The sequence below is a fragment of the Advenella incenata genome (assembly GCF_004217095.1).
Classification (GTDB): Bacteria; Pseudomonadota; Gammaproteobacteria; order Burkholderiales; family Burkholderiaceae_B; genus Advenella; species Advenella incenata.
On sequence record NZ_SHKO01000002.1, the window covers coordinates 189,150 to 212,511 of the forward strand.

General features: G+C 56.5%; 22 protein-coding genes. 21 read left to right on the top strand and 1 reads right to left on the bottom strand.

The window, feature by feature from the left end; genetic code table 11:
• Positions 1–2: 2 nt before the first annotated feature.
• The 14 genes from EV681_RS12120 to EV681_RS12185 all read left to right on the top strand — a co-directional run bounded on the left by EV681_RS12120 (position 3) and on the right by EV681_RS12185 (position 15,272).
• On the top strand, positions 3–971 hold the full coding sequence (locus EV681_RS12120) for a tripartite tricarboxylate transporter substrate binding protein (protein ID WP_128393226.1): 969 nt from the start codon (positions 3–5) through the stop codon (positions 969–971).
• A gap of 77 nt (positions 972–1,048) precedes the next feature.
• Complete coding sequence (locus EV681_RS12125) at positions 1,049–1,516, top strand: tripartite tricarboxylate transporter TctB family protein (protein WP_130304148.1); 468 nt, start codon at positions 1,049–1,051, stop codon at positions 1,514–1,516.
• A gap of 10 nt (positions 1,517–1,526) precedes the next feature.
• On the top strand, positions 1,527–3,059 hold the full coding sequence (locus EV681_RS12130; protein WP_128393224.1) for a tripartite tricarboxylate transporter permease: 1,533 nt from the start codon (positions 1,527–1,529) through the stop codon (positions 3,057–3,059).
• The gene (locus EV681_RS12135; protein ID WP_130304149.1) at positions 3,056–4,138 is read left to right on the top strand and encodes an Ldh family oxidoreductase; all 1,083 of its coding nucleotides are present in this window, start codon (positions 3,056–3,058) and stop codon (positions 4,136–4,138) included. Before EV681_RS12130 ends, EV681_RS12135 begins: the two co-directional genes overlap by 4 nt.
• Positions 4,139–4,157: 19 nt before the next feature.
• Positions 4,158–4,910, top strand: coding sequence for an SDR family NAD(P)-dependent oxidoreductase (locus tag EV681_RS12140; RefSeq protein ID WP_128393222.1), 753 nt, complete (start codon positions 4,158–4,160; stop codon positions 4,908–4,910).
• A gap of 114 nt (positions 4,911–5,024) precedes the next feature.
• Positions 5,025–5,582 carry a TRAP transporter small permease gene (locus EV681_RS12145; RefSeq protein ID WP_130304150.1) on the top strand — a complete coding sequence of 186 codons (558 nt, stop codon included), beginning with the start codon at positions 5,025–5,027 and terminating at the stop codon, positions 5,580–5,582.
• 21 nt (positions 5,583–5,603) lie between these two features.
• Positions 5,604–6,884 carry a TRAP transporter large permease subunit gene (locus tag EV681_RS12150; protein ID WP_128393220.1) on the top strand — a complete coding sequence of 427 codons (1,281 nt, stop codon included), beginning with the start codon at positions 5,604–5,606 and terminating at the stop codon, positions 6,882–6,884.
• A 32-nt stretch (positions 6,885–6,916) separates the two neighbouring features.
• Positions 6,917–7,936 carry a TRAP transporter substrate-binding protein gene (locus EV681_RS12155; protein WP_423191204.1) on the top strand — a complete coding sequence of 340 codons (1,020 nt, stop codon included), beginning with the start codon at positions 6,917–6,919 and terminating at the stop codon, positions 7,934–7,936.
• 33 nt (positions 7,937–7,969) lie between these two features.
• Positions 7,970–9,754, top strand: a complete 1,785-nt coding sequence (locus tag EV681_RS12160) for an IlvD/Edd family dehydratase (protein ID WP_128393218.1) — start codon at positions 7,970–7,972, stop codon at positions 9,752–9,754.
• A 261-nt stretch (positions 9,755–10,015) separates the two neighbouring features.
• Entirely contained in the window at positions 10,016–11,425 is a 1,410-nt protein-coding gene (locus EV681_RS12165; protein ID WP_128393217.1) for an FAD-binding oxidoreductase, read from the top strand.
• Positions 11,426–11,561: 136 nt separating this feature from the next.
• Positions 11,562–12,191: a bifunctional 4-hydroxy-2-oxoglutarate aldolase/2-dehydro-3-deoxy-phosphogluconate aldolase gene (locus tag EV681_RS12170; RefSeq protein WP_130304151.1), complete on the top strand. Its 630-nt coding sequence runs from the start codon at positions 11,562–11,564 to the stop codon at positions 12,189–12,191.
• Positions 12,192–12,520: 329 nt separating this feature from the next.
• Positions 12,521–13,516: an Ldh family oxidoreductase gene (locus EV681_RS12175; protein ID WP_130304152.1), complete on the top strand. Its 996-nt coding sequence runs from the start codon at positions 12,521–12,523 to the stop codon at positions 13,514–13,516.
• On the top strand, positions 13,516–14,328 hold the full coding sequence (gene otnI / locus EV681_RS12180) for a 2-oxo-tetronate isomerase (protein ID WP_130304153.1): 813 nt from the start codon (positions 13,516–13,518) through the stop codon (positions 14,326–14,328). The genes EV681_RS12175 and otnI overlap by 1 nt, the downstream gene beginning before the upstream one ends.
• A 35-nt stretch (positions 14,329–14,363) precedes the next feature.
• The gene (locus EV681_RS12185) at positions 14,364–15,272 is read left to right on the top strand and encodes an aldose 1-epimerase (protein ID WP_128393213.1); all 909 of its coding nucleotides are present in this window, start codon (positions 14,364–14,366) and stop codon (positions 15,270–15,272) included.
• Between the two features lie 116 nt (positions 15,273–15,388).
• Here the strand turns inward: EV681_RS12185 and EV681_RS12190 are convergent, their stop codons facing one another.
• Positions 15,389–16,366: a Bug family tripartite tricarboxylate transporter substrate binding protein gene (locus tag EV681_RS12190; RefSeq protein ID WP_423191205.1), complete on the bottom strand. Its 978-nt coding sequence runs from the start codon at positions 16,364–16,366 to the stop codon at positions 15,389–15,391.
• Between the two features lie 363 nt (positions 16,367–16,729).
• On the opposite strand from EV681_RS12190, the gene EV681_RS12195 reads away from it, so the two are divergent.
• The 7 genes from EV681_RS12195 to EV681_RS12225 all read left to right on the top strand — a co-directional run bounded on the left by EV681_RS12195 (position 16,730) and on the right by EV681_RS12225 (position 22,705).
• Positions 16,730–17,245 (top strand): SRPBCC family protein, encoded by a 516-nt coding sequence (locus EV681_RS12195; RefSeq protein ID WP_130304154.1) that lies wholly within the window; start codon positions 16,730–16,732, stop codon positions 17,243–17,245.
• The gene (locus EV681_RS12200; protein ID WP_130304155.1) at positions 17,229–17,579 is read left to right on the top strand and encodes an ArsR/SmtB family transcription factor; all 351 of its coding nucleotides are present in this window, start codon (positions 17,229–17,231) and stop codon (positions 17,577–17,579) included. Before EV681_RS12195 ends, EV681_RS12200 begins: the two co-directional genes overlap by 17 nt.
• 446 nt (positions 17,580–18,025) lie before the next feature.
• Positions 18,026–18,799: an ABC transporter ATP-binding protein gene (locus EV681_RS12205; RefSeq protein ID WP_128393210.1), complete on the top strand. Its 774-nt coding sequence runs from the start codon at positions 18,026–18,028 to the stop codon at positions 18,797–18,799.
• Positions 18,796–19,515, top strand: coding sequence for an ABC transporter ATP-binding protein (locus EV681_RS12210; protein ID WP_128393209.1), 720 nt, complete (start codon positions 18,796–18,798; stop codon positions 19,513–19,515). The genes EV681_RS12205 and EV681_RS12210 overlap by 4 nt, the downstream gene beginning before the upstream one ends.
• Positions 19,516–19,558: 43 nt before the next feature.
• Entirely contained in the window at positions 19,559–20,755 is a 1,197-nt protein-coding gene (locus EV681_RS12215) for an ABC transporter substrate-binding protein (protein WP_128393208.1), read from the top strand.
• An 85-nt stretch (positions 20,756–20,840) separates the two neighbouring features.
• Entirely contained in the window at positions 20,841–21,728 is an 888-nt protein-coding gene (locus tag EV681_RS12220) for a branched-chain amino acid ABC transporter permease (RefSeq protein WP_014752524.1), read from the top strand.
• A complete protein-coding gene (locus EV681_RS12225) occupies positions 21,725–22,705 on the top strand; it encodes a branched-chain amino acid ABC transporter permease (protein WP_128393207.1) in 981 nt (326 codons plus the stop codon). The genes EV681_RS12220 and EV681_RS12225 overlap by 4 nt, the downstream gene beginning before the upstream one ends.
• Positions 22,706–23,362: the final 657 nt, after the last annotated feature.

Sequence of the window (23,362 nt, forward strand, 5' to 3'; positions counted from 1 at the left end):
ACATGAACAAACGCAATATGCTCAAAGGGTTGCTGGGATTGACGTTGACAGTGGGCGCAGGCATGGCTCACGCCGCTTACCCCGAGCGTCCCATCACCATGATCGTGCCGTGGGGCGCAGGCGGCGGCACAGACGCCACGGCCCGCATGATCGCGACCCTGCTGGAAAAAGAACTGGACAACCCGGTCAATGTGGTCAACCGCACAGGCGGCAATGGCGTGGTGGGGCATATGGCCATCTCCAAAGGCAAGCCTGATGGATACACGCTGGGCATGCTCACGGTAGAAATTGCCACCATGAAGCATCTGGGCCTGACCACCATTACCACTTCCGACTACACGCCTCTGGCCCTGATGAACGAGGACCCGGCCGGTGTGACCGTCAGTGCTACATCCGAATATAAAGACATGAAAGGGCTGATGGAGGCCATCAAGGCCAATCCCGGCAAGCTCAAAGCCTCTGGCACCGGCCAGGGCGGCATCTGGCATATCGCTATTGCCGGTCTGGTCAATAAAGCCGGCCTGCCAGCCAACTCGGTTCCTTTTGTTCCCTCCAACGGCTCGGCGCCTGCCATGCTGGAACTTGTTGCCGGCGGGATTGACATTGTTCCGACATCCTTGCCCGAAGCCCGCGCGATGATTGACGCCGAAAAAGCCAAGCCGCTGGCCATCATGGCCAAAGAGCGTTCACCCATGTACCCGGATGTGCCAACGTTGAAGGAAACCACCGGCAATGACTGGACCGTGGGCGTATGGCGTGGCATTGCCGGTCCCAAGGGGCTGCCAGATGATGTGACCGCCAAGCTGGAAGCCGCACTCAAGAAAGTCAACGAGAGCAAGGAATTTCGTGATTTCATGGCCAAGCGCGGTTTTGGTGTTGCCTATGCCAGCGGCAAGGAATATGGCGATTACATGGCCAAGTCCACCGCTGATTTCGGCGAGGTGCTCAAAGCCATCGGGATGGCCAAATAAACTGATATGAACCGGGTGGTCGGCCCCTTGCGCCTTGTGCGCACCGGACCGCACTGCCGACCCTGTGGACAATTCCCATGAAGATCAGTGATACCCTTTCCGGCATTATCATCGGCATTTTTGCCATTATTGTTTTCGTAATGGCGCTGTCGTTTCCCCCTACACCCGGCCAGGAATATGGCTCGGGGCTATTTCCCCGGCTCATTGCGGTCGGCCTGCTTATTTGCGGCGTCTTTCTCATCGTGCAAAGCAGACGACGCAGGGACAACCAGCAGTGGCTGGCCTGGCCCGGCCTGAACACCGTTGCGCTCTTGCGTTTTTGCATGATTCCGGCTGTTCTCATTTTCTATTTTCTGACTGCAGACTTCCTGGGATTCTTTATTTCATCCGGCATTATTCTGATGATCACGTTCCTGGTGTTTGGCGTCAAACCCGTGCGCGGCCTGATTCTGACCGTGATAAGCGTGCTGGTCATCCACTTCTCCTTCTACAATATTCTGCAAGTCCCGCTGCCCTGGGGATTGCTCGAAACCTTCGCGTGGTGACCCTATGTTCATGAGCAATTTTACTGCTGCACTGGGTCAGGTGACCGATCCGTTTGTGCTGGGCGTTATTCTGGTCGCCGCCATTTTCGGCCTTTTCGTAGGTGCTATCCCGGGCCTGAGCGCCACCATGGCCGTTGCCCTGCTGGTGCCGGTGACCTTTTTCATGGATGCCGTCCCTGCCATTGCCATGATGGTCACTTCGACCGCCATGGCCATTACATCGGGCGATGTGCCTGGATGTCTGCTGCGGATTCCCGGTACGCCATCGTCGGCGGCCTACACGGACGAAGCCTACAATATGACTCGCAAGGGCCTGGCGGATCAGGCACTGGGCGCCAGCATCGTGTTCTCTTTTGTGGGTGGTCTGTTTGGCACAATTGTGCTGATTACCTGCGCTCCCATGCTGGCCAACTTTGCATTGAATTTTTCTTCGTATGAATTTTTCTGGCTGGTTGTGCTGGGTCTGTCCTGCTCCATTGTGATTACGCCAGCCAGCCAGCTCAAGGGTTTCGTCTCTCTGCTTATCGGCCTGTTGCTGGCCTGCGTGGGTATGAACAACCCGGCCGCCTATCCGCGGTTTACCTTCGGTAATGAAGACCTGATGAATGGCGTAACACTGCTGCCGATGATGGTGGGCATGTTCGCCATTGCCGAAGTGCTGCGTTATGCCGTCAATTCCGAAGACAAGCTGGGCGAAGTCAAAGCGCAGATCGGCAATATTTTTACCGGCATGTGGACGCTGACCAAAAAATACCCGATATCCATTTTGCGCGGAAGCGTGCTGGGTACGATTGTGGGTGCATTGCCGGGTGCCGGCGCCGATATTGCGGCCTGGATGTCCTATGGTATGAGCAAGAAGTTTTCCAAAGAGCCGGAAAAATTTGGCACAGGGCATGTGGAAGGCATTGTAGAGGCTGGTGCATCGAATAATTCGGCGTTGGCTGGCGCCTGGATTCCGGCGCTGGTTTTCGGGATTCCGGGCGATTCTATTACCGCAATCGTGGTAGGTGTGCTGTACATGAAAAACCTCACCCCGGGGCCCATGATTTTTACCAATAATGCAGTTGAAATGTACTCCATTTTCCTGGTGTTCATTATTGCCAATATCCTGATGCTGCCGCTGGGCTATGCGTTGGTAAAAATTGCCAGAAACGTGCTGCAGGTGCCGCGTTCCTTGCTGATGCCTATCATATTACTGTTCAGTATTGTTGGCACGTTCGCTATCAACAACAGCCCGTTCGACGTGATCATCATGATGCTTATGGGTCTGCTGGCCTATGTCATGGAAGAAAATGAATTTCCCATCGCGCCGGCGGTGCTGGGCGTGGTGCTGGGCGGCATGCTCGAAGAAAACTTTATTTCATCCATGATCAAGGCTGACGGCGACTTCTCCATGTTCTTCAGCCGGCCCATTGCCGCCATTCTGGGCGTGGTGGCCATCCTGATCTGGACTATTCCCATTATCAAACTGTTCTTCGGTAAACCCAAGCCACCAGCCGGCGGCAACGGGGATCCGGTGACCAAACCAGGAATCACGACATGAACCAGACTGCCAACCTCGCTGTGCAACCGACCGGCGAGCGATATGACGCCGAGGCATTGCGCGAGTTTGCGCGTGCGCTGCTGGTGGCCGCAGGCACCTCGGACGACATTGCACGCAATGTATCGGATGTGCTGCTCGACGGGGATCTGCTGGGCCATACCACACACGGCCTGGCGCTGCTCAATCCCTACCTGCAGCAGATCGAACAGGGCAAGATGAGCACGCAAGGCAGCGCCGATATTGTCTCCGACAAAGGGGCATCGCTGCTGCTGGACGGGCGGCGCCTGCCGGGACCGTGGCTGGTGAATCAGGCTATAGACATGCTGCTGCCGCGTGCGCGGCAATACGGCAACGCCACGGCAGTGATCCGCCAAAGCCATCACATTGCCTGCCTGGCCAGTTATCTGCTGCGGGCGGTGCGTGAAAACATGCTGATTGTGCTTAGCTGCTCCGATCCTTCGGGCCAGAGCGTTGCACCGTTTGGTGGTACCCGCGCCGTGTTCACGCCCAATCCGATTGCCGTTGGCATACCGTCGGCATCGCCCTTTCTGGTTGATATTTCGGCATCGATTACCACGAATGGTATGAGCGGTCGCCTGGCCAAGGAAGGTAAGCAATTCGAGGAAGAATGGCTGATCGACAGCGCCGGCAAGCCGACACGTGATCCCGCTGTGCTGTCGCAAGAGCCGCCAGGCACCATCTTGCCGCTGGGCGGCCTGTCGGTGGGACACAAGGGCTTTGGGCTGGCGCTGCTGATTGAAGCGCTGACCGGCGGTCTGGCCGGCCATGGCCGAGCCGACAACGTTCAGGGCTGGGGCGCGACGGTTTTCGTCAGTCTGTATGATCCGGCCGCTTTCGGTGGTAGCGACGCGTTTCTGCGCCAGATGGACTGGATTGCCGACGCCTGCCGCAACAATCCCCCTCGCGAAGGCTTTGACAATGTGCGCATGCCCGGGGATCGCGGCCTGGCATTGTATGAGCAGCAGAAGAAAAACGGCGTGCTCTTGCACCCATCCATTGCGCCGCTGCTGCAGGAATCGGCGCAAACCTATGGCATCGGCATGCCGGCCACACTTTAATTTACGACAAGGATAGACAATGAGTCAGAACAGTTTACAGAACCGGGTAGCCGTCATTACAGGCGGTGCACGCGGTATTGGCCTGGCTGCCGCAAAACGCATGCTCGAATCGGGTGCGTCGGTCGCGCTATGGGACCTTGATGCCGATCGGCTGGCGCAATCGCGCCAGCAACTGGACGCACTGGGCAAGGTGACTGCGCATGCGCTGGACCTGACCGATCTGGCCGCGGTGGAAAACGCAGCGACCGAGACGTTGCAGCAACATGGCAAGGTCGATATTCTGGTGAACAACGCCGGCATTACCGGTGGCAACGGCGTGACCTGGGAGCTGGATCCGGCCGTATGGCAGCAGGTGGTGCAGACCAATTTGATGGCCCCGTACTATACCTGCCGCGTGCTGGTGCCTGCCATGTTGAAAAACGGCTATGGCCGCATCGTCAATATCGCCTCGATTGCCGGTAAAGAGGGCAATCCGAATGCATCGCATTACAGTGCCTCCAAGGCCGGGCTGATCGGGCTGACCAAATCGCTGGGCAAGGAACTGGCCGAGCGCAATATTCTGGTCAACGCCATTACCCCGGCAGCGGCAAAGACTGAAATTTTCGATTCGATGTCGCAGGAACATATTGACTATATGTTGTCCCGGATTCCCATGAAGCGGTTTCTTGCCGTGGACGAGGCCGCCTCTATGATCTGCTGGCTGGCCTCGGAAGAATGTGCATTCAGTACAGGCGCCGTATTCGATCTGTCAGGCGGGCGGGCAACCTATTGACGACACCATAGCGTCACAAACCCGCGCGATTGTGTGCCATACATGGGATGCAATGCAAAAAAAATGATACATGCAGCCAGAAGCCGCATGGCATCTTAGCAAAAGGAGATATTCATGACGATATTGGAAAGTCCTGTTTTCCAATCGGTGGCAGCGATTACGCGAACGGTGGAAAAAACACTGACCTATGTACTGGGGCTTTGCGTACTGGTGATGCTGCTGCTGGTGTTCGGCAACGTCGTACTCAGGTACGGCTTTAACTCGGGCATCACCATTTCCGAGGAGGTCGCCCGGATGTCCTTCGTGTGGCTGATTTTTCTGGGCACTGTCATCGCGTTTCGCACCAAGCAACATCTTGGCGTGAACATGCTGCTGGACCGCCTGCCGGTCATGTTGCAGAAAATCATCCATATCCTGCGTCAACTCATCATCATGTGGATCCTCTGGCTGCTGATGCAGGGTGGCTGGGATCAGATGGTGATTGGCATGAATACGGCCTTGCCGGTTACCGGCTGGTCGCAGGCCCTGTTCAGCGGCATGGTGTGGTTCAGTGCGGTGGCCATGTTTGTCCTGGCCATCGGCGACATTGCCATTTCAATCATGACGCCGGCAGAGCGCAGCTATCAGCACCGTTTCAGAACCGCGGTCGACACTGTCGATGACATGGAATAACACGAGTAACAGGAAACCAGAATGACCGTAACCATATTTCTTTCCGTGCTGCTTGGCTTTATGGCATTTGGCATGCCAATCGCCTTTGCACTGTTGCTCTCTGCCATTGGCCTGATGTTCTATCTGGACTTCTTTGATGTGCAGATTCTGGCCCAGAACATGCTGGCCGGTGCCGACAACTTCTCCCTGATGGCTGTCCCGCTTTTCATGCTGGCCGGCGAAGCTATGAATGCCGGCGGTATGTCCCGCCGCATGGTGGCCCTTGCCAGTTCTTTGGTGGGCCACGTGCATGGCGGGCTGGGCTATGTTGCCATTATGGCAAGCGTGTTGCTGGCCGCGCTCTCTGGCTCGGCGGTTGCCGATTCGGCCGCGCTGGCTGCCATGCTGGTGCCCATGCTGCGCAATCGTGGCTATGATCTGAAGCAGTCCTGCGGCCTGATCGCTGCTGGCGGCATTATTGCACCCATCATTCCACCGTCCATCTCGTTCATTATTTTTGGCGTGGCTACCAATATTTCAGTGACTAAACTGTTCATGGCCGGCATTGTGCCCGGGCTGCTGATGGGCCTGACACTGGTTTTGGTATGGACGTTCGTAGCGCGCCGCTCCACCAGCTTCAAGCCCTTTCCAAAAGAGCCCTGGTCCGTCAGGGCCAAGGCGCTGCGTGATTCGGGCTGGGCGCTGGTGCTGCCGGTCATCATTATCGGCGGTCTGCGCTTCGGTATTTTTACGCCAACAGAGGCGGCCGCTGTGGCGGCGGTCTACGCGCTGTTCGTGGGTATGGTGATATATCGCGAAATCAAGCCACGCGACTTGATGAAGCTGCTGGTCAACGCGGCTACTACCACCAGCGTGGTGATGTTCCTGGTGGCGGCGGCCCTGGTGACATCCTATATGATCACACTGGCCGATCTGCCCAAGGAACTGATTTCCCTGCTGGGTCCGCTGGTTGACTCGCCCACCTTGCTGATGATCGTATTGGTGATTCTGCTCACGCTGGTTGGAACGGCCATGGATCTGACGCCGACGATCCTGATTCTGGCGCCGGTGCTGATGCCGGTGGTCAAAGAAGCCGGGATTGATCCCACTTACTTCGGAGTGATCTTCATCATGGTCGGTTGCGCCGGCCTGTTGACGCCACCCGTAGGAACCGTGCTGAATGTGGTCTGCGGCGTCGCCCGCATTCGCATGGAAGACATCATCAAGGGTGTATGGCCGTACGTGGCCGCCTACACTCTGCTGATTCTGCTGCTTGTGATTTTCCCGCAGATTGTCACGGTACCGATGAACTGGTTCTATTGATCTGCAACTATACCTATATCCTGGAGATGAAAATGAAGACATTGAAAAAGACCGTTGTGGGCTTGACAGCAGTAGCGCTGCTGGGCATGGGATCGGCGGCCGTATGGGCCAAGGACATCAAGCCACGCATTATCCGCTTTGGCTATGGCCTGGCCGATGACAGTCCGACCGGCAAGGCGTCGGCGCACTTTGCCGAAGTGGTCAGCAAGCTGAGCGATGGCAAAATGAAGGTCAAGACTTTCGGCAATGGCGCCCTGGGCCCTGATGAACAATTGATCAATTCTCTGATCAGCGGTTCCGGAGAAATCACATTTGTGTCGACCGCACCGATTGCCAGTTTGATTCCCGAGTTCGGGGTATTTGACTTGCCGTTTCTGTTCGACAATGAAAAAGTAGCAGACGCAGTACTGGACGGCCCAGAAGGCAAGAAACTGCTGGACAAGCTGCCGGCCAAGGGGTTGATCGGACTGAACTACTGGGAAAACGGCTTTCGCAATATCACTAACTCCCGTCATGAGATCTCCAAGCTGGATGATATCGGTGGCATCAAGCTGCGCGTGATGCAGAACCAGGTGGCCTTGAGCGTGTTCAAGGGCCTGGGCGCCAATGCCATCCCTATGCCGTTTACGGAACTGTTTACTGCGCTGGAAACCAAAACGGTAGATGGCCAGGAGAACCCGCTGTCCACGATCCAGACCAGCAAATTCTATGAGGTCCAGCCCTACCTGACGCTGTCCAACCACGTGTATACGCCGTTTGTATTCCTGGCATCCAAGAAATGGTTTGATCAACTGTCCCAGGATGAAAAAGACGTCATTGTGCAAGCGGCCAAAGACAGCCAGGAATTTCAGCGCAAAGCCAGCCGTCAGGGCAATGAGGACGCACTCAAGTACCTGAAAGAGCACAACGTCAAGGTGGCCGAATTTTCTACCGAGGAAAAAGAGAAAATTCGTGAAAAAGTGGCACCGATTGTGGAAGGCCTGAAAGCCAAGATTGGCAAGGAAACAGTCGAAGGTGTACTGGAAGCGGCCAAAAAGGCTTCCGGCGCTTAAGTATTATTACAATTGAAATAGAAGGAACCCGTTATGTCTACGTCAGAAAAAACGCCTTTGCGCAGCCGCCGGTGGTTTGATAATCCGGCCAATCCAGGCATGACCGCCCTGTATATCGAACGCTACATGAATTACGGTATCACCAGGGAAGAACTGCAGTCGGGCAAGCCTATTATCGGCATTGCCCAAACGGGTTCCGATCTATCTCCATGTAACCGGCATCACATAGAATTGGCTACACGGGTGCGTGATGGCATTCGTGATATGGGCGGGATTCCGCTGGAGTTCCCGGTCCATCCCATTCAGGAAACCGGCAAACGCCCGACCGCGGCCCTCGATCGCAACCTGGCCTATCTGGGCCTGGTTGAAATCCTGCACGGCTATCCGCTGGATGGCGTGGTGCTGACCACAGGCTGCGACAAAACCACGCCGGCATGCCTGATGGCGGCAGCCACCGTCAATATTCCTGCCATTGTGCTGTCGGGCGGACCCATGCTCGATGGCTGGTGGAAAGGCAAGCTGGCCGGCTCCGGCACTGTTGTCTGGGACGCGCGCAAGCGCCTGTCTGCCGGTGAGATCGGCTATGACGAATTCATGAACAATGTGGCCTCGTCCGCCCCCTCGGTGGGTCACTGCAATACCATGGGCACCGCACTGTCGATGAACTCCCTGGCTGAAGCTCTGGGCATGTCTCTGCCGGGCTGCGCTGCCATTCCAGGGCCGCATCGCGAGCGGGGCTGGATGGCCTATGAAACAGGGCGTCGCATTGTCGATATGGTTCGGGAAAATCTGCGCCCCTCCGATATCATGACCCGCGCCGCCTTTGAAAACGCGGTGGTCGCAGCCGCTGCGCTGGGCGGCTCATCCAACTGCCCGATTCATATGGTGGCCATTGCCCGCCATATGGGCGTCGATCACACATTGGCAGACTGGCAGCGTCTGGGGCCAGACATTCCATTGTTGGTAGACTGTCAGCCTGCGGGGCGTTTCCTTGGGGAAGCGTTCCACCGTGCCGGGGGCGTACCGGCAGTGATGAAAGAGCTGCTGGATGCAGGCAAAATTGATGGTGCTGCCATGACCGTGACCGGCAAAACGCTGGCCGACAATCTGGCAGCGGTGCCAACTCCGGATCGCGAAGTCATTCGCGCCTACGACACACCGTTGCGAGAAGCTGCAGGCTACGTTGTCCTTACCGGCAATCTGTTTGACAACGCGGTGATCAAGACCAGCGTGATCGATGATAAATTCAGGGCTCGTTTCCTGTCTGACCCGGCGCGCCCCAATGTGATGGAGCTAAAGGCGGTGGTTTTTGAAGGGCCGGAAGACTATCACGATCGTATTGAAGATCCGGCACTGGGGATTGACGACAAATCCATTCTTGTTATTCGCAACAGCGGCCCGGTAGGCTACCCTGGCGGCGCAGAAGTGGTCAATATGCAGCCGCCGGCTTACCTGCTCAACAAGGGAATCGATACGCTGCCTACCATGGGCGATGGCCGTCAGAGTGGTACCTCGGCCAGCCCATCCATTCTGAACGTCTCGCCCGAATCGGCGGTCGGCGGGGGCCTTGCCTTGCTGCGCACCGGTGATATCGTTCGGGTTGATCTGAACACCTGTCGCGTAGATGTCCTGCTGCCTGAAGAGGAACTACAGGCTCGGCGTGCGGCATGGGTCAAACCGGAGCTGTTGAACATGACGCCGTGGGAAGAAATTTACCGTGGTATGGTGGGCCAGCAGGGCGATGGTGCATGTCTGGAAGCGGCTACCGCCTATGTGGATATTATCCAGACACGGGGCGAATCGCGCGATAATCATTAATGTCATTTATCGTGGCTATTTTGTTTGCCGTTTCGTCTGCTATATTGGCAGCGAAATGGCGAGCAAATGGCACACAAATTGCAACCCAATTGCAGCGGGCTGCAGCAATGTCACAGCGCCCAGGTCTCGTGCCAACGCGGGGCGCAGTGCGCGGTAGCGCCGCTACAGGCAGGCATGAATCATGTCTGTCACTTTTTCATTCATTATTGACGCCTTGCCTGTGTCATACAACATAGCCAACAGCAGGGCAGCGAGCATACTATGACAGTTCTGGACAAGAAAGCCATTCGTACCCTTCCCGAAGCCGCCATTGCCGCTTTTCGCCAGCGCTTCGGTGAGCGTTTCATTACCTCCATGGCCGTGCGCGAGCACCACGGTACCGACGAATCTCCCTATCCGGTGTGTCCACCCGAAGCAGTCATCTTTCCGCGCGACACCGATGAAGTGGTCGACGCTGTCAAAATCTGCAACCAGTACAAAGTACCGGTCATTCCTTTCGGCATTGGTTCATCGCTGGAAGGGCATGTGTTGCCCATCGAGGGTGGCGTCACGCTGGACTTTAACGAGATGAACAAGGTGCTGGCCATCAATGCCGAAGACTTCACCGTGACTGTGCAGCCGGGCGTGATCCGCACGCAGCTCAATGACGAGATCCGGCACACGGGTCTGTTCTTTCCCATCGATCCTGGAGCCCATGCATCCATCGGGGGCATGACCAGCACGCGCGCCTCGGGCACCAATGCCGTGCGCTACGGCACCATGCGCGAGAATGTGGTCTCCATGAAAGTGGTGACGGCGACCGGCAAGGTGATTCGCACCAGCAGTCGGGCCCGCAAATCTTCATCAGGTTACGACCTGACCCGTCTGTTTGTTGGCAGCGAAGGCACACTGGGCATCATTGTCGAGGTGACCGTACGCGTCTATCCGCAACCCGAGGCGGTGACCGCAGCCATCTGCAATTTCCCCACGCTGGAGTCTGCGGTGCAGTCGGTGATTGAAATCATGCAGTCGGGCGTGGCCATTGCCCGGGTCGAATTCATGGACACCCGGGCGGTCAAGGCCGTCAATGCCTACAGCAAGCTCACGCTCAAGGAAACACCGCTGTTGCTGTTTGAATTTCATGGCAGCGAAACCGGCGTGCGCGAGCAGGCCGAGATCGTGCAGGAAATAGCCAAGGATAACGGCGGCATGGACTTTGAATGGGCAGAAAAGCCCGAAGATCGCAAACGTCTGTGGACGGCCCGTCATAATTCACACTATTCCGGCCTGCAATTGCGTCCTGGCTCGCGTTCGGTGGCGACCGATGTTTGCGTGCCGATTTCGCGGCTGGCCGAGTGTGTCAGCGAGACAGCCCAGGAACTCGAGGACATGCCCTTTCCGTACACCATCGTTGGGCACGTGGGTGATGGCAACTTCCATGTGCAAATGCTGATCGATCCTGACAGCCGCGAAGAATGGGATATGTCCGAAGGCATCAATCGCCGGCTGGTATCGCGCGCCATTCGCATGGACGGTACCTGCTCGGGCGAGCACGGGGTGGGCATTCATAAAATGGAGTTCCTCAAAGAAGAGCATGGTGAGGACGCACTGCAATTGATGCGGCTGATCAAGCATGCTTATGATCCCAACAATATTTTCAATCCGGGTAAACTGGTTTCCTGGGATGCGTAAATCACAGTTGAACTGATGGCGCGGGTGGTTGCTATGCAGTTGCTGCCCGTGCCTGGCTCAAAACCAATTCCGTGACGCGCCTTCTCTTGGAAGCGAGCCTGCGCCGGGTGAGATTAATTACAAAGGAAATACTGTCGTGGATACACTTGCCATTCTTAAGCGGGGCCCGGTCATGCCGGTCATGGTCATTCAATCGGTCGACGAGGCCCTGCAAGTTACCCGTGCGTTGCTGGACGGGGGCATTGACACATTTGAAATCACGCTGCGCACCCCCGCCGCACTCGATGGTGTGCGCGAACTGGTTAACGCATTTCCGCAAGCATTGATCGGTGTCGGCACGGTACGGGATGCAGGCCAACTGGAAGCGGCGCTGCAGGCAGGTGCACGCTTTGCGGTCTCGCCTGGCCTGCCCGCAGCGCTGCTGCCGGCCCTGGCCGCCAACCGCATGCCTTTCCTGCCAGGCGTTGCCACGCCCACCGAGGCCATGAACGCCTTTGATGCCGGCTTTACCGCCCAAAAGCTTTTCCCGGCAGAAGCCGTAGGCGGGGTGCCGTTGATCAAATCGCTGTATAGCCCCTTGCCTGATATTGTTTTTTGTCCTACCGGCGGGATTCATGCGGCAAATGCAGCTGCTTATCTGGCGCTGCCCAACGTCGCCTGCGTAGGTGGCTCCTGGCTGGCGCCCGCAGATCTGGTGCTGGCTGGCGATTGGCAAGCAATCACGGCGCTGGCCGCCACCGCATTGGCACAGGCGCGCCAGGCCTGATCCTGGCCGTATTACAGGTGGCCACCCGGCGGCGGGGCCTGCTCACCGGTCTGCCGTTCATCGGTGGCCCACGCTGGTCTTTTTACTGATCCTCTTTCTTTACTGATTCTCTTTCGTTTTCCGAAAAACAAGCAGCCTGCCCGGTGTGCGGCTGCTTGTTGTCGCTACGCTCCATCAAATTGCACGGGTGCACCGACAAATTGGCGGTGTTCCCGGCGATCTGCGGCAGTGCTGGACCTTCCTGAATTATCATTAGGTTGATACAGGCCGTGTTGCGGATATCTCGCAGCACAGCCACGGATTACACACAACAATATGGACGAGGCAGCATGAGCACAATTTCACTTTCTTCCCTGATTACCCTGGCGCAGGACACACTGGCCGCCGCCGGGGCTAATCCGGCCATGGCCGAGACTACCGCCAAGGCGCTGGTCTTTGCCGATGCGCACGGCATTGCCACGCATGGCGTATCGCGTGTACCCAGTTACGCGCTGCATCTGTCTTCAGGACGGGCCGACGGGGGCGCAGAACCGGAAATTGTGCAGGAAAAAGCATCGGCGCTGCTGGTGGATGCGCGTACCGGGCTGGCCTTTCCGGCCTGCGAACTGGCCATTACCACGGCGATAGAAAAGGCCAAACAGACCGGTATTTGCATTGCCGGGGTGACCAACAGCCATCATTTCGGCATGGCGGCCTACCATCTGGAGCCGGTAGCCCATGCCGGACTGATCGGTCTGGCTTTCAGCAACTCGCCATCGGCCATCACAGCTTGGGGCGGTAAGCGACCGTTGTTTGGCACCAATCCCATCGCAGCGGCTTTTCCGCGCGAGCAGGCCGAGCCGGTAGTGATTGACTTGTCTTTATCGCAGGTAGCCCGGGGTAAAGTCATTCTGGCCGCACGTGATGATAAACCCATTCCCGATGGCTGGGCGCTCGATAGCGAAGGCCGGCCCACCAATGATGCCAAGGCCGCCCTCAAAGGCAGTATGCAGGCCGCTGGCGGCGTCAAGGGATCCATGCTGGCCCTGATGGTTGAAGTGCTCTGCGTGGCGCTTACCGGGGCCAATTTCGGCTATGAGGCCGATCCGCTTTATGATGATACCGGCAACGAACCCAGACTGGGTCAGGTATTTATTCTGATCGATCCACAGGCCCTGGCCGGCCAGCAGACGTATTTCAATCGTCTTGAAGATCTGATTGCCGCCATGCTGGAAGATGACGGGGTTCGCCTGCCCGGCGCGCGCCGTCATGATCTGGCCAATACGGCGCAAGAAGAGGGCATCACGGTGCCCGACAGCCTGCTGGCGCAAATGGGATATCAATAATGTTGAAGTTCGCTGCAAACCTGTCCTTGCTGTACACCGAGGTGCCTTTCCTGGATCGTTACGCGCTGGCGGCGCAGGATGGTTTCAAAGGGGTCGAATGTCTGTTCCCTTATGATGAACAGGCGCATGCGATCGGCAGTCGGCTGCAGGATCACGGCTTGCAGCAAGTGCTGATTAATGCGCCACCGGGCGTTGCGGCGGCCGGCGAAAAAGGGCTGGCCTGTCTGCCGGGCCGCCAGGCCGAATGCCTGGATGGCGTGAAAAAAGCCATTGATTACGCATTGATTCTGGGTGTGCCGCGCATCCATGTCATGGCCGGAATCGTACCCGACCAGGGCGCGTATGCTGCTGCGCACGAGCAATATCTGGATACGCTGTCCAAAGCGGCTGCGCTGCTGCAGGGCGCCGATCTGGAGCTGATGATCGAACCGATCAATCCGATTGATATGCCCGGCTATTTTCTGTCCCGCCAGGCGCAGGCGCGCGATGTGCTGGCGCAGGTCAATATGGATAACCTGCGTATCCAGATGGATCTTTACCATTGCCAGCGAACCGAAGGCGATGTCACGCGTCATATTGGCCAATCGCTTGGCGCCGGGCAGCTGGGCCATATGCAGATTGCCGGCGCACCGGACCGGCACGAACCCGATACGGGAGAACTGAATTATTCGTATGTGTTCGGGCAACTCGAGGCGCTGGGCTACGACGGCTGGATCGGCTGCGAGTATCGGCCGGCCCGTGGCACCCGAGACGGGCTCGGCTGGCTGCAACGCTATTGGGCATCTGCCGCAGCGGTGGCGCCGGCAGCCTGAACCTGACATATACATTGCACAAAAAAGGACACCGAATGAGTAAAACGAAATTGATTACCCTGCGTGCCGACCAGGCCGAATTGATTGTTGCGCCTCATATCGGCGGCGCCATTTGCGGTTACCGGCATCGCATTGATAACGTCATATGCCCTTGGTTGCGCGACGCTTCTGCGCAGGCGATCGAGGAAGGTCTGGTCTCCGAGATGTCCAGCTTTCCGCTGTTGCCCTGGTTCGGACGGCTGCGCAACGGCACCTTCGAGTTCGAAGGCCAGCGCGTGACCTACCCTTCGGCCAAGCCCGACTCACCACACAGCATCCATGGCATTGTGCGTAACAAACCCTGGACCGTAGAGTCAGCGCAGGAAAACGAGCTGCTCTTGCATTATGCGCACACGCCGGATGCCTGGCCCTACGCGTTTGTTGCCGAGCAGCGTTTCGTACTGGAGCCGCTAAGACTGAAGGTGCACTTGACGGTGACCAATACCGGCCACCGCGTCATGCCGGTGGGCATGGGGCATCATCCCTACTTCGTGCGTCATCCCAATACAACTCTGACAGCAGGCGTGGGCCAGGCCTGGATCAGCGACGAGGAGGTCATGCCGCTGAATCTGGCCATGCATCCGGACACCGATGCGCTCAAACAGGGTATTGCGATCGATCGGCATGTTTTCGATCATCCTTTCACTGCCTGGGATCACGTGGCCGACATCCACTGGCCGGATGAGCGCCGCACGCTACGCATGACGGCGACCCAGCCGCTGGATTTCCTGGTGGTCTACAGCCCGCCAGGCAAAGACTGGTTCTGCGCCGAGCCGGTCAGCAATACGTCCGATGCGTTTAATCTGAACGCTACCTACGGCCCGACACAGGTCGGTGGGCAACCGCTGGAGCCGGGGCAATCGCTTACTTCGGTGATGACATTTGATGTTGCCTTCAGTGACTAATACTGCCCAAGGCAGCGCAAGCCGGCGTCTGTAACGCGAAAAAAAGCCTGTGAGGATCGAGCTTCACAGGCGCAATCGCGGCGGGCAATGCCGCCGACCTTAAGTATCAATGCGATTTAGTTGACGCTGATGTTTTCCGCTTTCAGGATAGGGCCCCATTTGGCCACTTCGGCGGCCAGCCATTTTTGCAGCGACTCGGGGGTCTGACGCTCTTCGCTGACGATCTGGGCGCCTAGTTGCTCCATGCGTTGCACAAAAGCGGGCGCTTTGAGGGCCACCTTCAGAGACTCGTTCAATTTGTCTACGGCTTGTTTGGGCGTGCCTTTAGGTGCGTACAGGCCATGCCACACTTTGACGTCAAATCCCTTGAGTCCCTGTTCGGCCAATGTCGGCGCATCGGGTAGCTGCTTGATCCGCTCGGGTGTTGTCACGCCGTAGAACTTCAGATCTTTTGCCTTGATATGCGGCAGGGTTTGTGTGGTCTGGTCACACAGCACATCAACCTGCTTGCCCATCAGCGCCGTCATGGCAGGCCCGGTACCCTGGAAGGGTACGGTGGTAAATTTCACGCCCATGGCTTGTTGCAGTAGCGAACCACATAGCTGGGAGACCGCACCTGGGCCTGCATTGGCCAGATTGATTTTGTCGCCATTGGCTTTGGCGTAATCAACAAACTCCTTGAAATTGTTCGGTGGCAGATCGGCACGCGCCATCAACGTCATGGGGACATCGACAACTTCGCCAATATATTCAAAGCTTTTGAGCGGGTCATAGCGCAGTTTGCTGTACATGGCGGGGGCTGTTGCCATGCCGGTGTGGTGCAGGAAAATGGTGTGACCATCAGGCTTGGCAGCAGCCACGTAGCCGGCCGCCAGTGTGCCACCGGCGCCGGTCCTGTTTTCCACCACCACGGTCTGCTTGAGCACCTTGCCCATTTCGTTGGCAAGGGAGCGGGCGACAACATCGGTCGGGCCGCCGGCGGCAAAAGGCACAATCAATGAAATGGGACGTTGTGGATAATCGGCAGCTGCGGCCAGGGCGGGGGTAATCAGCAGGGCCATCGTAGCTGCAAGGCTTAGGGGTGTCATTTTCATATGAGTGTCTCCTTATGGGGGCGTGGGCGCACAATGGGGCATGCGGATCGGTGTGCCCGGTAGTATGTCGGCAAACGCCATGAATGCCTATCGTTAAATCCGAAAGGCAGGCTTTTTCATTTTGATAACCCCCTGTGGCAAACGGCGATAAGAGGGCAGTGCAAAGGGGGATGGGCAAACCTATCGGCCATTGTCTTTTGCGTAAACGTGGATCGGCCAGGAACAAACCTGTTACACGCATTGCTGGTGGGCCTGATCGGGGGGGCGCGCACCCGATCGGTGCAACAAAAAACAGTTGCCTGTCGGGTTTTTCTGTTCTACACTTAGTGCAACCATATGGTTGCACATAAACAGGAGGAGTAAATGTCTTCAAATCAGATCGAAAAAAGCGTCACGCTTGCCGCGCCTGTCTCCCGGGTGTGGCAAGCCGTGACCGATGCGCAGCAGTTCGGGCAGTGGTTCGGGGTCGCGCTGGAAGGGCCCTTTATTGAGGCCGAGACGGTCCGGGGCAAATATATCGGGCCATTGGACGAGGCCGTGATCCAGCAATATCAACGTCAGGCCGGCGTCACGCCAGGACCGGTCAATCTGCCGCAAGAGAGTACGACGTTCTGCACGGTGCAAACGATTGAGCCCGAGCGATACTTCAGCTTTCGCTGGATCCCTTTCGGTATCGATGCCCAGGCCGATCCCCATAACGAGCCCACCACCCTGGTTGAGTTCCGCCTGGAACCTGTTGCAGACGGCACGCAGCTTACGATTACCGAATCCGGGTTCGATACCGTACCGGCACATCGCCGCGCTCGCGCCTTCCTGATGAACACGGGCGGCTGGGAGGAGCAGATTCGTAATGTGAAGCAATATGTCGAGCGAGATTGATCAAACCGTTGCCGATGGCCAGCACATTGCAGATGTGTTCTCTGCGCTTGGCGATGGCACCCGGCTTGCTCTTGTGCAGCGGCTGGTTGAACAAGGCGCGCAATCGGCCTCGCGCCTTTCGGTGAACGCGCCTGTCTCGCGCCAGGCCATCATCAAGCATTTGCAGGTGCTCGAGGGGGTCGGGCTGGTGCAGCACCAAAGGCATGGTCGCGAAGTACGCTACGCGCTGCAACCACAACGGCTGGAAGAAGCACAAGCCTTTCTGCACGGCATCTCGGCCGGCTGGGATCGCGCGCTCGAACGCCTGCGACACATGGTAGAGACGGATATGTAAAAAACTGCCATTGATGCACATGTGGCACGCTGCAGAAAAGGTCAGCGCAGGCTATCTGTCAGCCTGGCAATGCACGCCGCATCGAATATGACAATTGAAATAATTGGCGACCATTAAAGTCGATCCCCTTATCAAAAACGGCCAGCCGGGCCGCGAAAAGGACTCGGCCTGGGGGACAGACCGGTATGGTAATGAATCAGCGGGGTCGACATTTATTCTGATTTGGTGCAAACAATTGTCGCCTATGCGACAGACTATGTTTCTAAAATGGGCTTTTTTTATCCAATCGTCTCTGAATCTTCCGTATTGTGTCTTCAATTATCGTCTTCGGCAATTCACCTATGGTTAGCACTAATAGCAAATTGACGTGTTCGTAAGCATACTGTCTGCTACAAACGGCAGCGGGTGAACTACCTGCTTTCTTGCGGGTTTCACAAGACAAGAATATGACAGATCTAATATTAGAGACAAAAAAACTGACCAAGGAATTCCTTGGTTTTGTGGCGGTAAATGCTGTTGATCTGCAGGTGGAAAGAGGGTCCATCCATGCGCTTATCGGCCCTAACGGTGCGGGCAAAACAACGTGCTTTAACCTGCTGACAAAATTTATCACGCCAACATCGGGCGAGATTTTTTTCAACGGCCAGAATATTACATCTGAAAAGCCTGCACAAATTGCACGCAAGGGTATTATCCGTTCCTTTCAGATTTCCGCCGTGTTTCCGAATATGACTGTACTTGAAAATGTACGTATCGGGCTGCAGCGCGAAGAAGGCACCTCGTTTCATTTCTGGAAAAGCGACACGTCGCTGAACCTGCTCAATGATCGGGCCCGCGCACTTCTGGCAGAAGTCGATCTGCTGGATTTCCAGGATCACATTACTTCCAGCCTGCCCTATGGCCGCAAGCGCGCGCTGGAAATCGCCACAACGCTGGCGATGGAACCCGAACTGATGCTGCTGGACGAACCTACCCAGGGAATGGGACACGAAGACGTAGACCGCGTCACGCAATTGATCAAGAAAGTCAGTGCCGGGCGCACCATTCTGATGGTCGAGCACAACATGAATGTGATCTCCTCTATTGCCGATCGTATTACGGTGCTGGCGCGCGGAACCGTGCTGGCCGAAGGCGACTACGCAACGGTTTCAACCAACCCTGCCGTCATGGAAGCCTATATGGGCACCGCCGACGCCGCTTTGCAGGGAGCTCACGCATGAGCGCCCTTGCCCTTGAAATAAAAGACCTGCACGCCTGGTATGGCGAGTCGCATATTTTGCACGGCGTAAACATGACCGTGCCCAAAGGCAGTGTCGTGACCCTGCTGGGCCGTAACGGCGCCGGTCGCACCACGACCATGCGCGCCATGCTGGGCCTGACCGGCAGCCGCAAGGGTTCGGTGCGGATTCACGGCGAGGAGGCCATCAGCCTGCCGACCCACCGCATTGCCCACCTGGGCGTTGGATATTGCCCGGAAGAGCGCGGTATTTTCGCCAGCTTAAGCTGTGAAGAAAACCTGTTGCTGCCGCCGCCGCTGAAAAACGACAAGGCCGCGGCCAACGCCATGTCGCTCGATGAAATCTACGCCATGTTCCCGAATCTGAAGGAACGTCGCAATTCGCCCGGCACCCGCTTGTCTGGCGGAGAGCAGCAGATGCTGGCGGTGGCGCGTATCCTGCGCACCGGTGCCGATATTCTGTTGCTGGATGAAATTTCCGAAGGGCTGGCTCCGGTCATTGTGCAGGCGTTGGCCCGCATGATTACCACGCTCAAGCAAAAGGGGTTGACCATCATCATGGTCGAACAGAATTTTCACTTTGCCGCGCCCCTGGCAGATCATTTCTATGTCATGGAACATGGCGAAATCGTAGAATCTTTTCCGGCTGCACAACTGACTGCAAAACAGGATACGTTAAACGAGCTGCTTGGCGTTTAACGTTTCAATTAACAACAATTATCATATCTATTGGAGAGTAACGATGAGACTCACAAAAACACTTTGTGCGCTTGCTCTGGCTTCGTTGGGCACCCACGCCATGGCTGCGGGCATTTCTGATGACGTCATCCGTATTGGTTTCATTACCGATATGTCGGGCGTCTATTCCGATATCGACGGCAAGGCCGGTATAGAAGCCATCAAGATGGCCATTGAAGACGCGGGCGGCGCGATCGACGGCAAGAAAATCGAACTGCTCACCGCCGATCACCAGAACAAGGCCGATGTGGCTTCGGCCCGGGTACGGCAATGGATTGACCAGAACCAGGTAGACATGATTGTCGGCGGCACCAATTCGGCCACGGCGCTGGCTTCGGCAGCCGTTGCTGCCGGCAAGAAAGTGCCCTATATCGCCATTGGCCCCGGCACCACCGCACTGACCAATGCCAACTGTACGCCCTACACGATTCACTACGCCTACAACACCAAGGCGCTGGCCAATGTAACCGGTGGCGCCGTGGTCAAGCAGGGTGGTACCAAATGGTTCTTTCTGACCGCTGATTACGCTTTCGGTCACGCGCTTGAAGCCGACACCACCACGGTAGTCAAGGCCAACAAGGGTGAAGTCGTGGGTTCGGTCAAGGTGCCGCTTGGCACAACGGACTTTTCTTCCTACATGCTGCAGGCGCAGTCTTCGGGCGCACAGATCATGGGCCTGGCCAATGCCGGTGGCGACTTCATCAACTCCATGAAAGCCGGCAGTGAATTCGGTGTTTTTCCCGCCATCAAGCCGGCCGGGCTGCTCGTGTTCATCAACGATGTTCACTCGCTGGGTCTGAAAACCACACAGGGCCTGTACCTGACTTCCTCCTGGTACTGGGATCAGGATGATGAGTCGCGCGCCTGGTCCAAGAAATTCGAGGACCGCGTCAAACGCAAGCCTTCTTTCCTTCAGGCCGGTGACTATGCAGCGGTGGGCACTTATCTGAAAGCCGTGGCGGAAACCAAGACCGATAACGGTGATGAGATCATCAAGTGGTTCAAGTCCAACAAGATCAACAACATGTTCATGAAAAACGGCGTCACCCGCAAAGACGGCCTGGTGGTGCATGACATGTATCTGATGCAGGTGAAAACGCCGGAAGAATCCAAAGGGCCTTGGGATTATTACAAGGTTGTGGAAAAAGTGCCGGGCGACGTAGCCTACGGGCCTGAAAGCGAATCAACCTGCAAGCTCTGATACTGCAGGCCTATCCTGGCAGGCGCGCCAATTGGGCGTCTGCCGGATTCATGAGTGTTATTTAAACTGACGCAGTCGTTGAAATATGATTACCATTTTTGGCATACCCCTTGCTGCTTTTCTGGGCCAGATTCTTCTGGGCCTGGTCAACGGCTCTTTTTATGCAGTGCTATCGCTTGGCCTTGCCGTGATCTTCGGCCTGCTCAATGTGATCAACTTCGCTCACGGCGCACTGTATATGCTTGGCGCATTCGTGGCGTGGATGGGCCTGCAATTTCTGGGCCTGAACTATTGGGTCATGCTGATTGTCGCCCCGCTGGTTGTAGGCCTGCTCGGCATTATTATCGAACGGCTGCTGTTGCGTCATCTGTACAAGCTGGATCATTTATATGGCCTGCTGCTTACTTTCGGCCTGACTTTGCTCATCGAAGGCATTTTCCGCAGCATGTACGGCGTCTCCGGACAACCCTATCCCACCCCCGAATCATTGCGTGGCGCAGTCAACCTGGGGTTCATGGTATTGCCTATCTATCGCGGCTGGGTGGTCGTCGCCTCGATTATCGCCTGCCTGGTGACCTGGTATGTGATTGAACGTACCCGCCTGGGTGCGTTGCTGCGCGCCGGCACCGAAAACTCCAAGCTGGTGGAAGCATTCGGCATCAATGTGCCGCTCATGGTGACCCTGACCTATGGCTTTGGCGTTGCCCTGGCCGGTTTTGCCGGCGTGCTGGCCGCACCAGTGCTGCAGGTATCCCCGCTGATGGGATCGAATCTTATTATTGTCGTGTTCGCCGTCGTGGTGATTGGCGGCATGGGGTCCATCATGGGCTCTATTGTCACCGGTCTCGGACTGGGCGTTATTGAAGGGTTGACCAAAGTATTCTGGCCGGAAGCGTCCAGTACGGTCGTCTTCATTATTATGGCAATTGTCTTGTTATTGCGTCCTGCCGGACTTTTCGGGAAAGTGAAATGAACCGCCAACTGCTTGCCATGCTGGTTTTTGCCCTGGCACTGGCCTTTCTGCCTGCTTTGGGTGTCTATCCGATTTTCGTCATGAAAATCCTGTGTTATGCGCTATTTGCCTGCGCCTTCAATCTGCTGTTGGGCTATGTGGGCTTGCTGTCCTTTGGTCATGCCGCCTTCTTTGGCGGGGCGGCCTACGCCGCCGGCCACGCCATCAAGGTCTGGGGGCTGACGCCGGAACTGGGTATTATTTTTGGCGTTGTCATCGCAGCCCTGCTGGGATTGATCGTGGGCTGGCTGGCCATCCGGCGCAGCGGCATTTATTTCACCATGATTACGCTTGCCATGTCGCAGATGGTCTTCTTCTATTTTCTGCAAGCGCCCTTTACCGGCGGCGAAGACGGCCTGCAAGGCGTACCGCGCGGCAAGCTGTTCGGCATAATAGACCTGAGCAACGATCTGAATCTGTACTATTTGGTGATTGTCATTTTCCTGATCGGCTATTACATCTGCTGGCGCACCGTGAAGTCGCCCTTTGGCCAGGTGTTGCATGCGATCAAGGAAAATGAACCACGCACCGTTTCGCTGGGATATGACGTCGACAAGTTCAAACTGCTGGCCTTTGTGTTATCTGCAGGCCTGGCAGGCCTGGCGGGCGCCACCAAGACCCTGGTATTTGTTTCTGCAACGCTGTCTGACGCCATGTGGCAGATGTCGGGCACGGTTGTTCTGATGACCCTGATCGGCGGCGTAGGCACCTTTACCGGACCCGTGATCGGCGCGCTGATCGTGGTGTTTATTGAGAACAAAATCGGAGATATCGGACGCATGCTGGCCAACTCCACCGGTATTCAGTGGTTTCAGACGCTGGGCGAGTCGGTCACCATTGTCATGGGGTTGATTTTCATTCTGTGTGTCATGGCTTTCCGCAAGGGTATTGTAGGTGAGTTGCTGGCCCTGCTGCCGGCAAATCGCAAGAAGCACTAGCCACCCCCTGCGGCGCGGGCGCAAATGCCTGCAGCCCGTCTGAAATCGCCTCAGCGGGCTGTTTTATTTGCAATGCTCTTTGCAGGAGAGGGGCTCAGGTGATCCCGACCCTGATGACTGGCGATTGCGTGCATAACCCTAGTGACCTGCGGATGCAGCCAGGTGCACTGCTTGACCGTAATTGGCCGCCCGCCTGTTTTGTGTTGTGCATGCAGAATGGAAAAATCAGGAAGCCGTCGCGAGCGAGATGGCGCAATAAATTGCCGGATGGTGCATTAAAGGCGGACATGGCAAGATAAGGTTGTATGGCAAGATCGGATATCAGACAATTGCCGCGGGCCGTCACGATGCGCATTGGCCGATCATTTCACATACGTGCAAGTTTTCCAGCATTTACCGTGCAATTGCGGCCAATCACGGAAAGAGTATCCATATGAGTTGTAATATCACGCATGTCGTACGCCGGATGCCTGCGCAAATAGGAAGCACCAAGGCATCACATTACTGCACGGTTACATGGCATCAATGTCTCCGCAATTACCCTAGGTTCAAATATTAGGGCTTGCTTCCGGTGCATGTTCCTTAATACTATCTTGTTTTAATTGAAGCCAAGTGCGCGCAATCCGCCACTGTGTTTGAATTAAATCCGCCAGGATT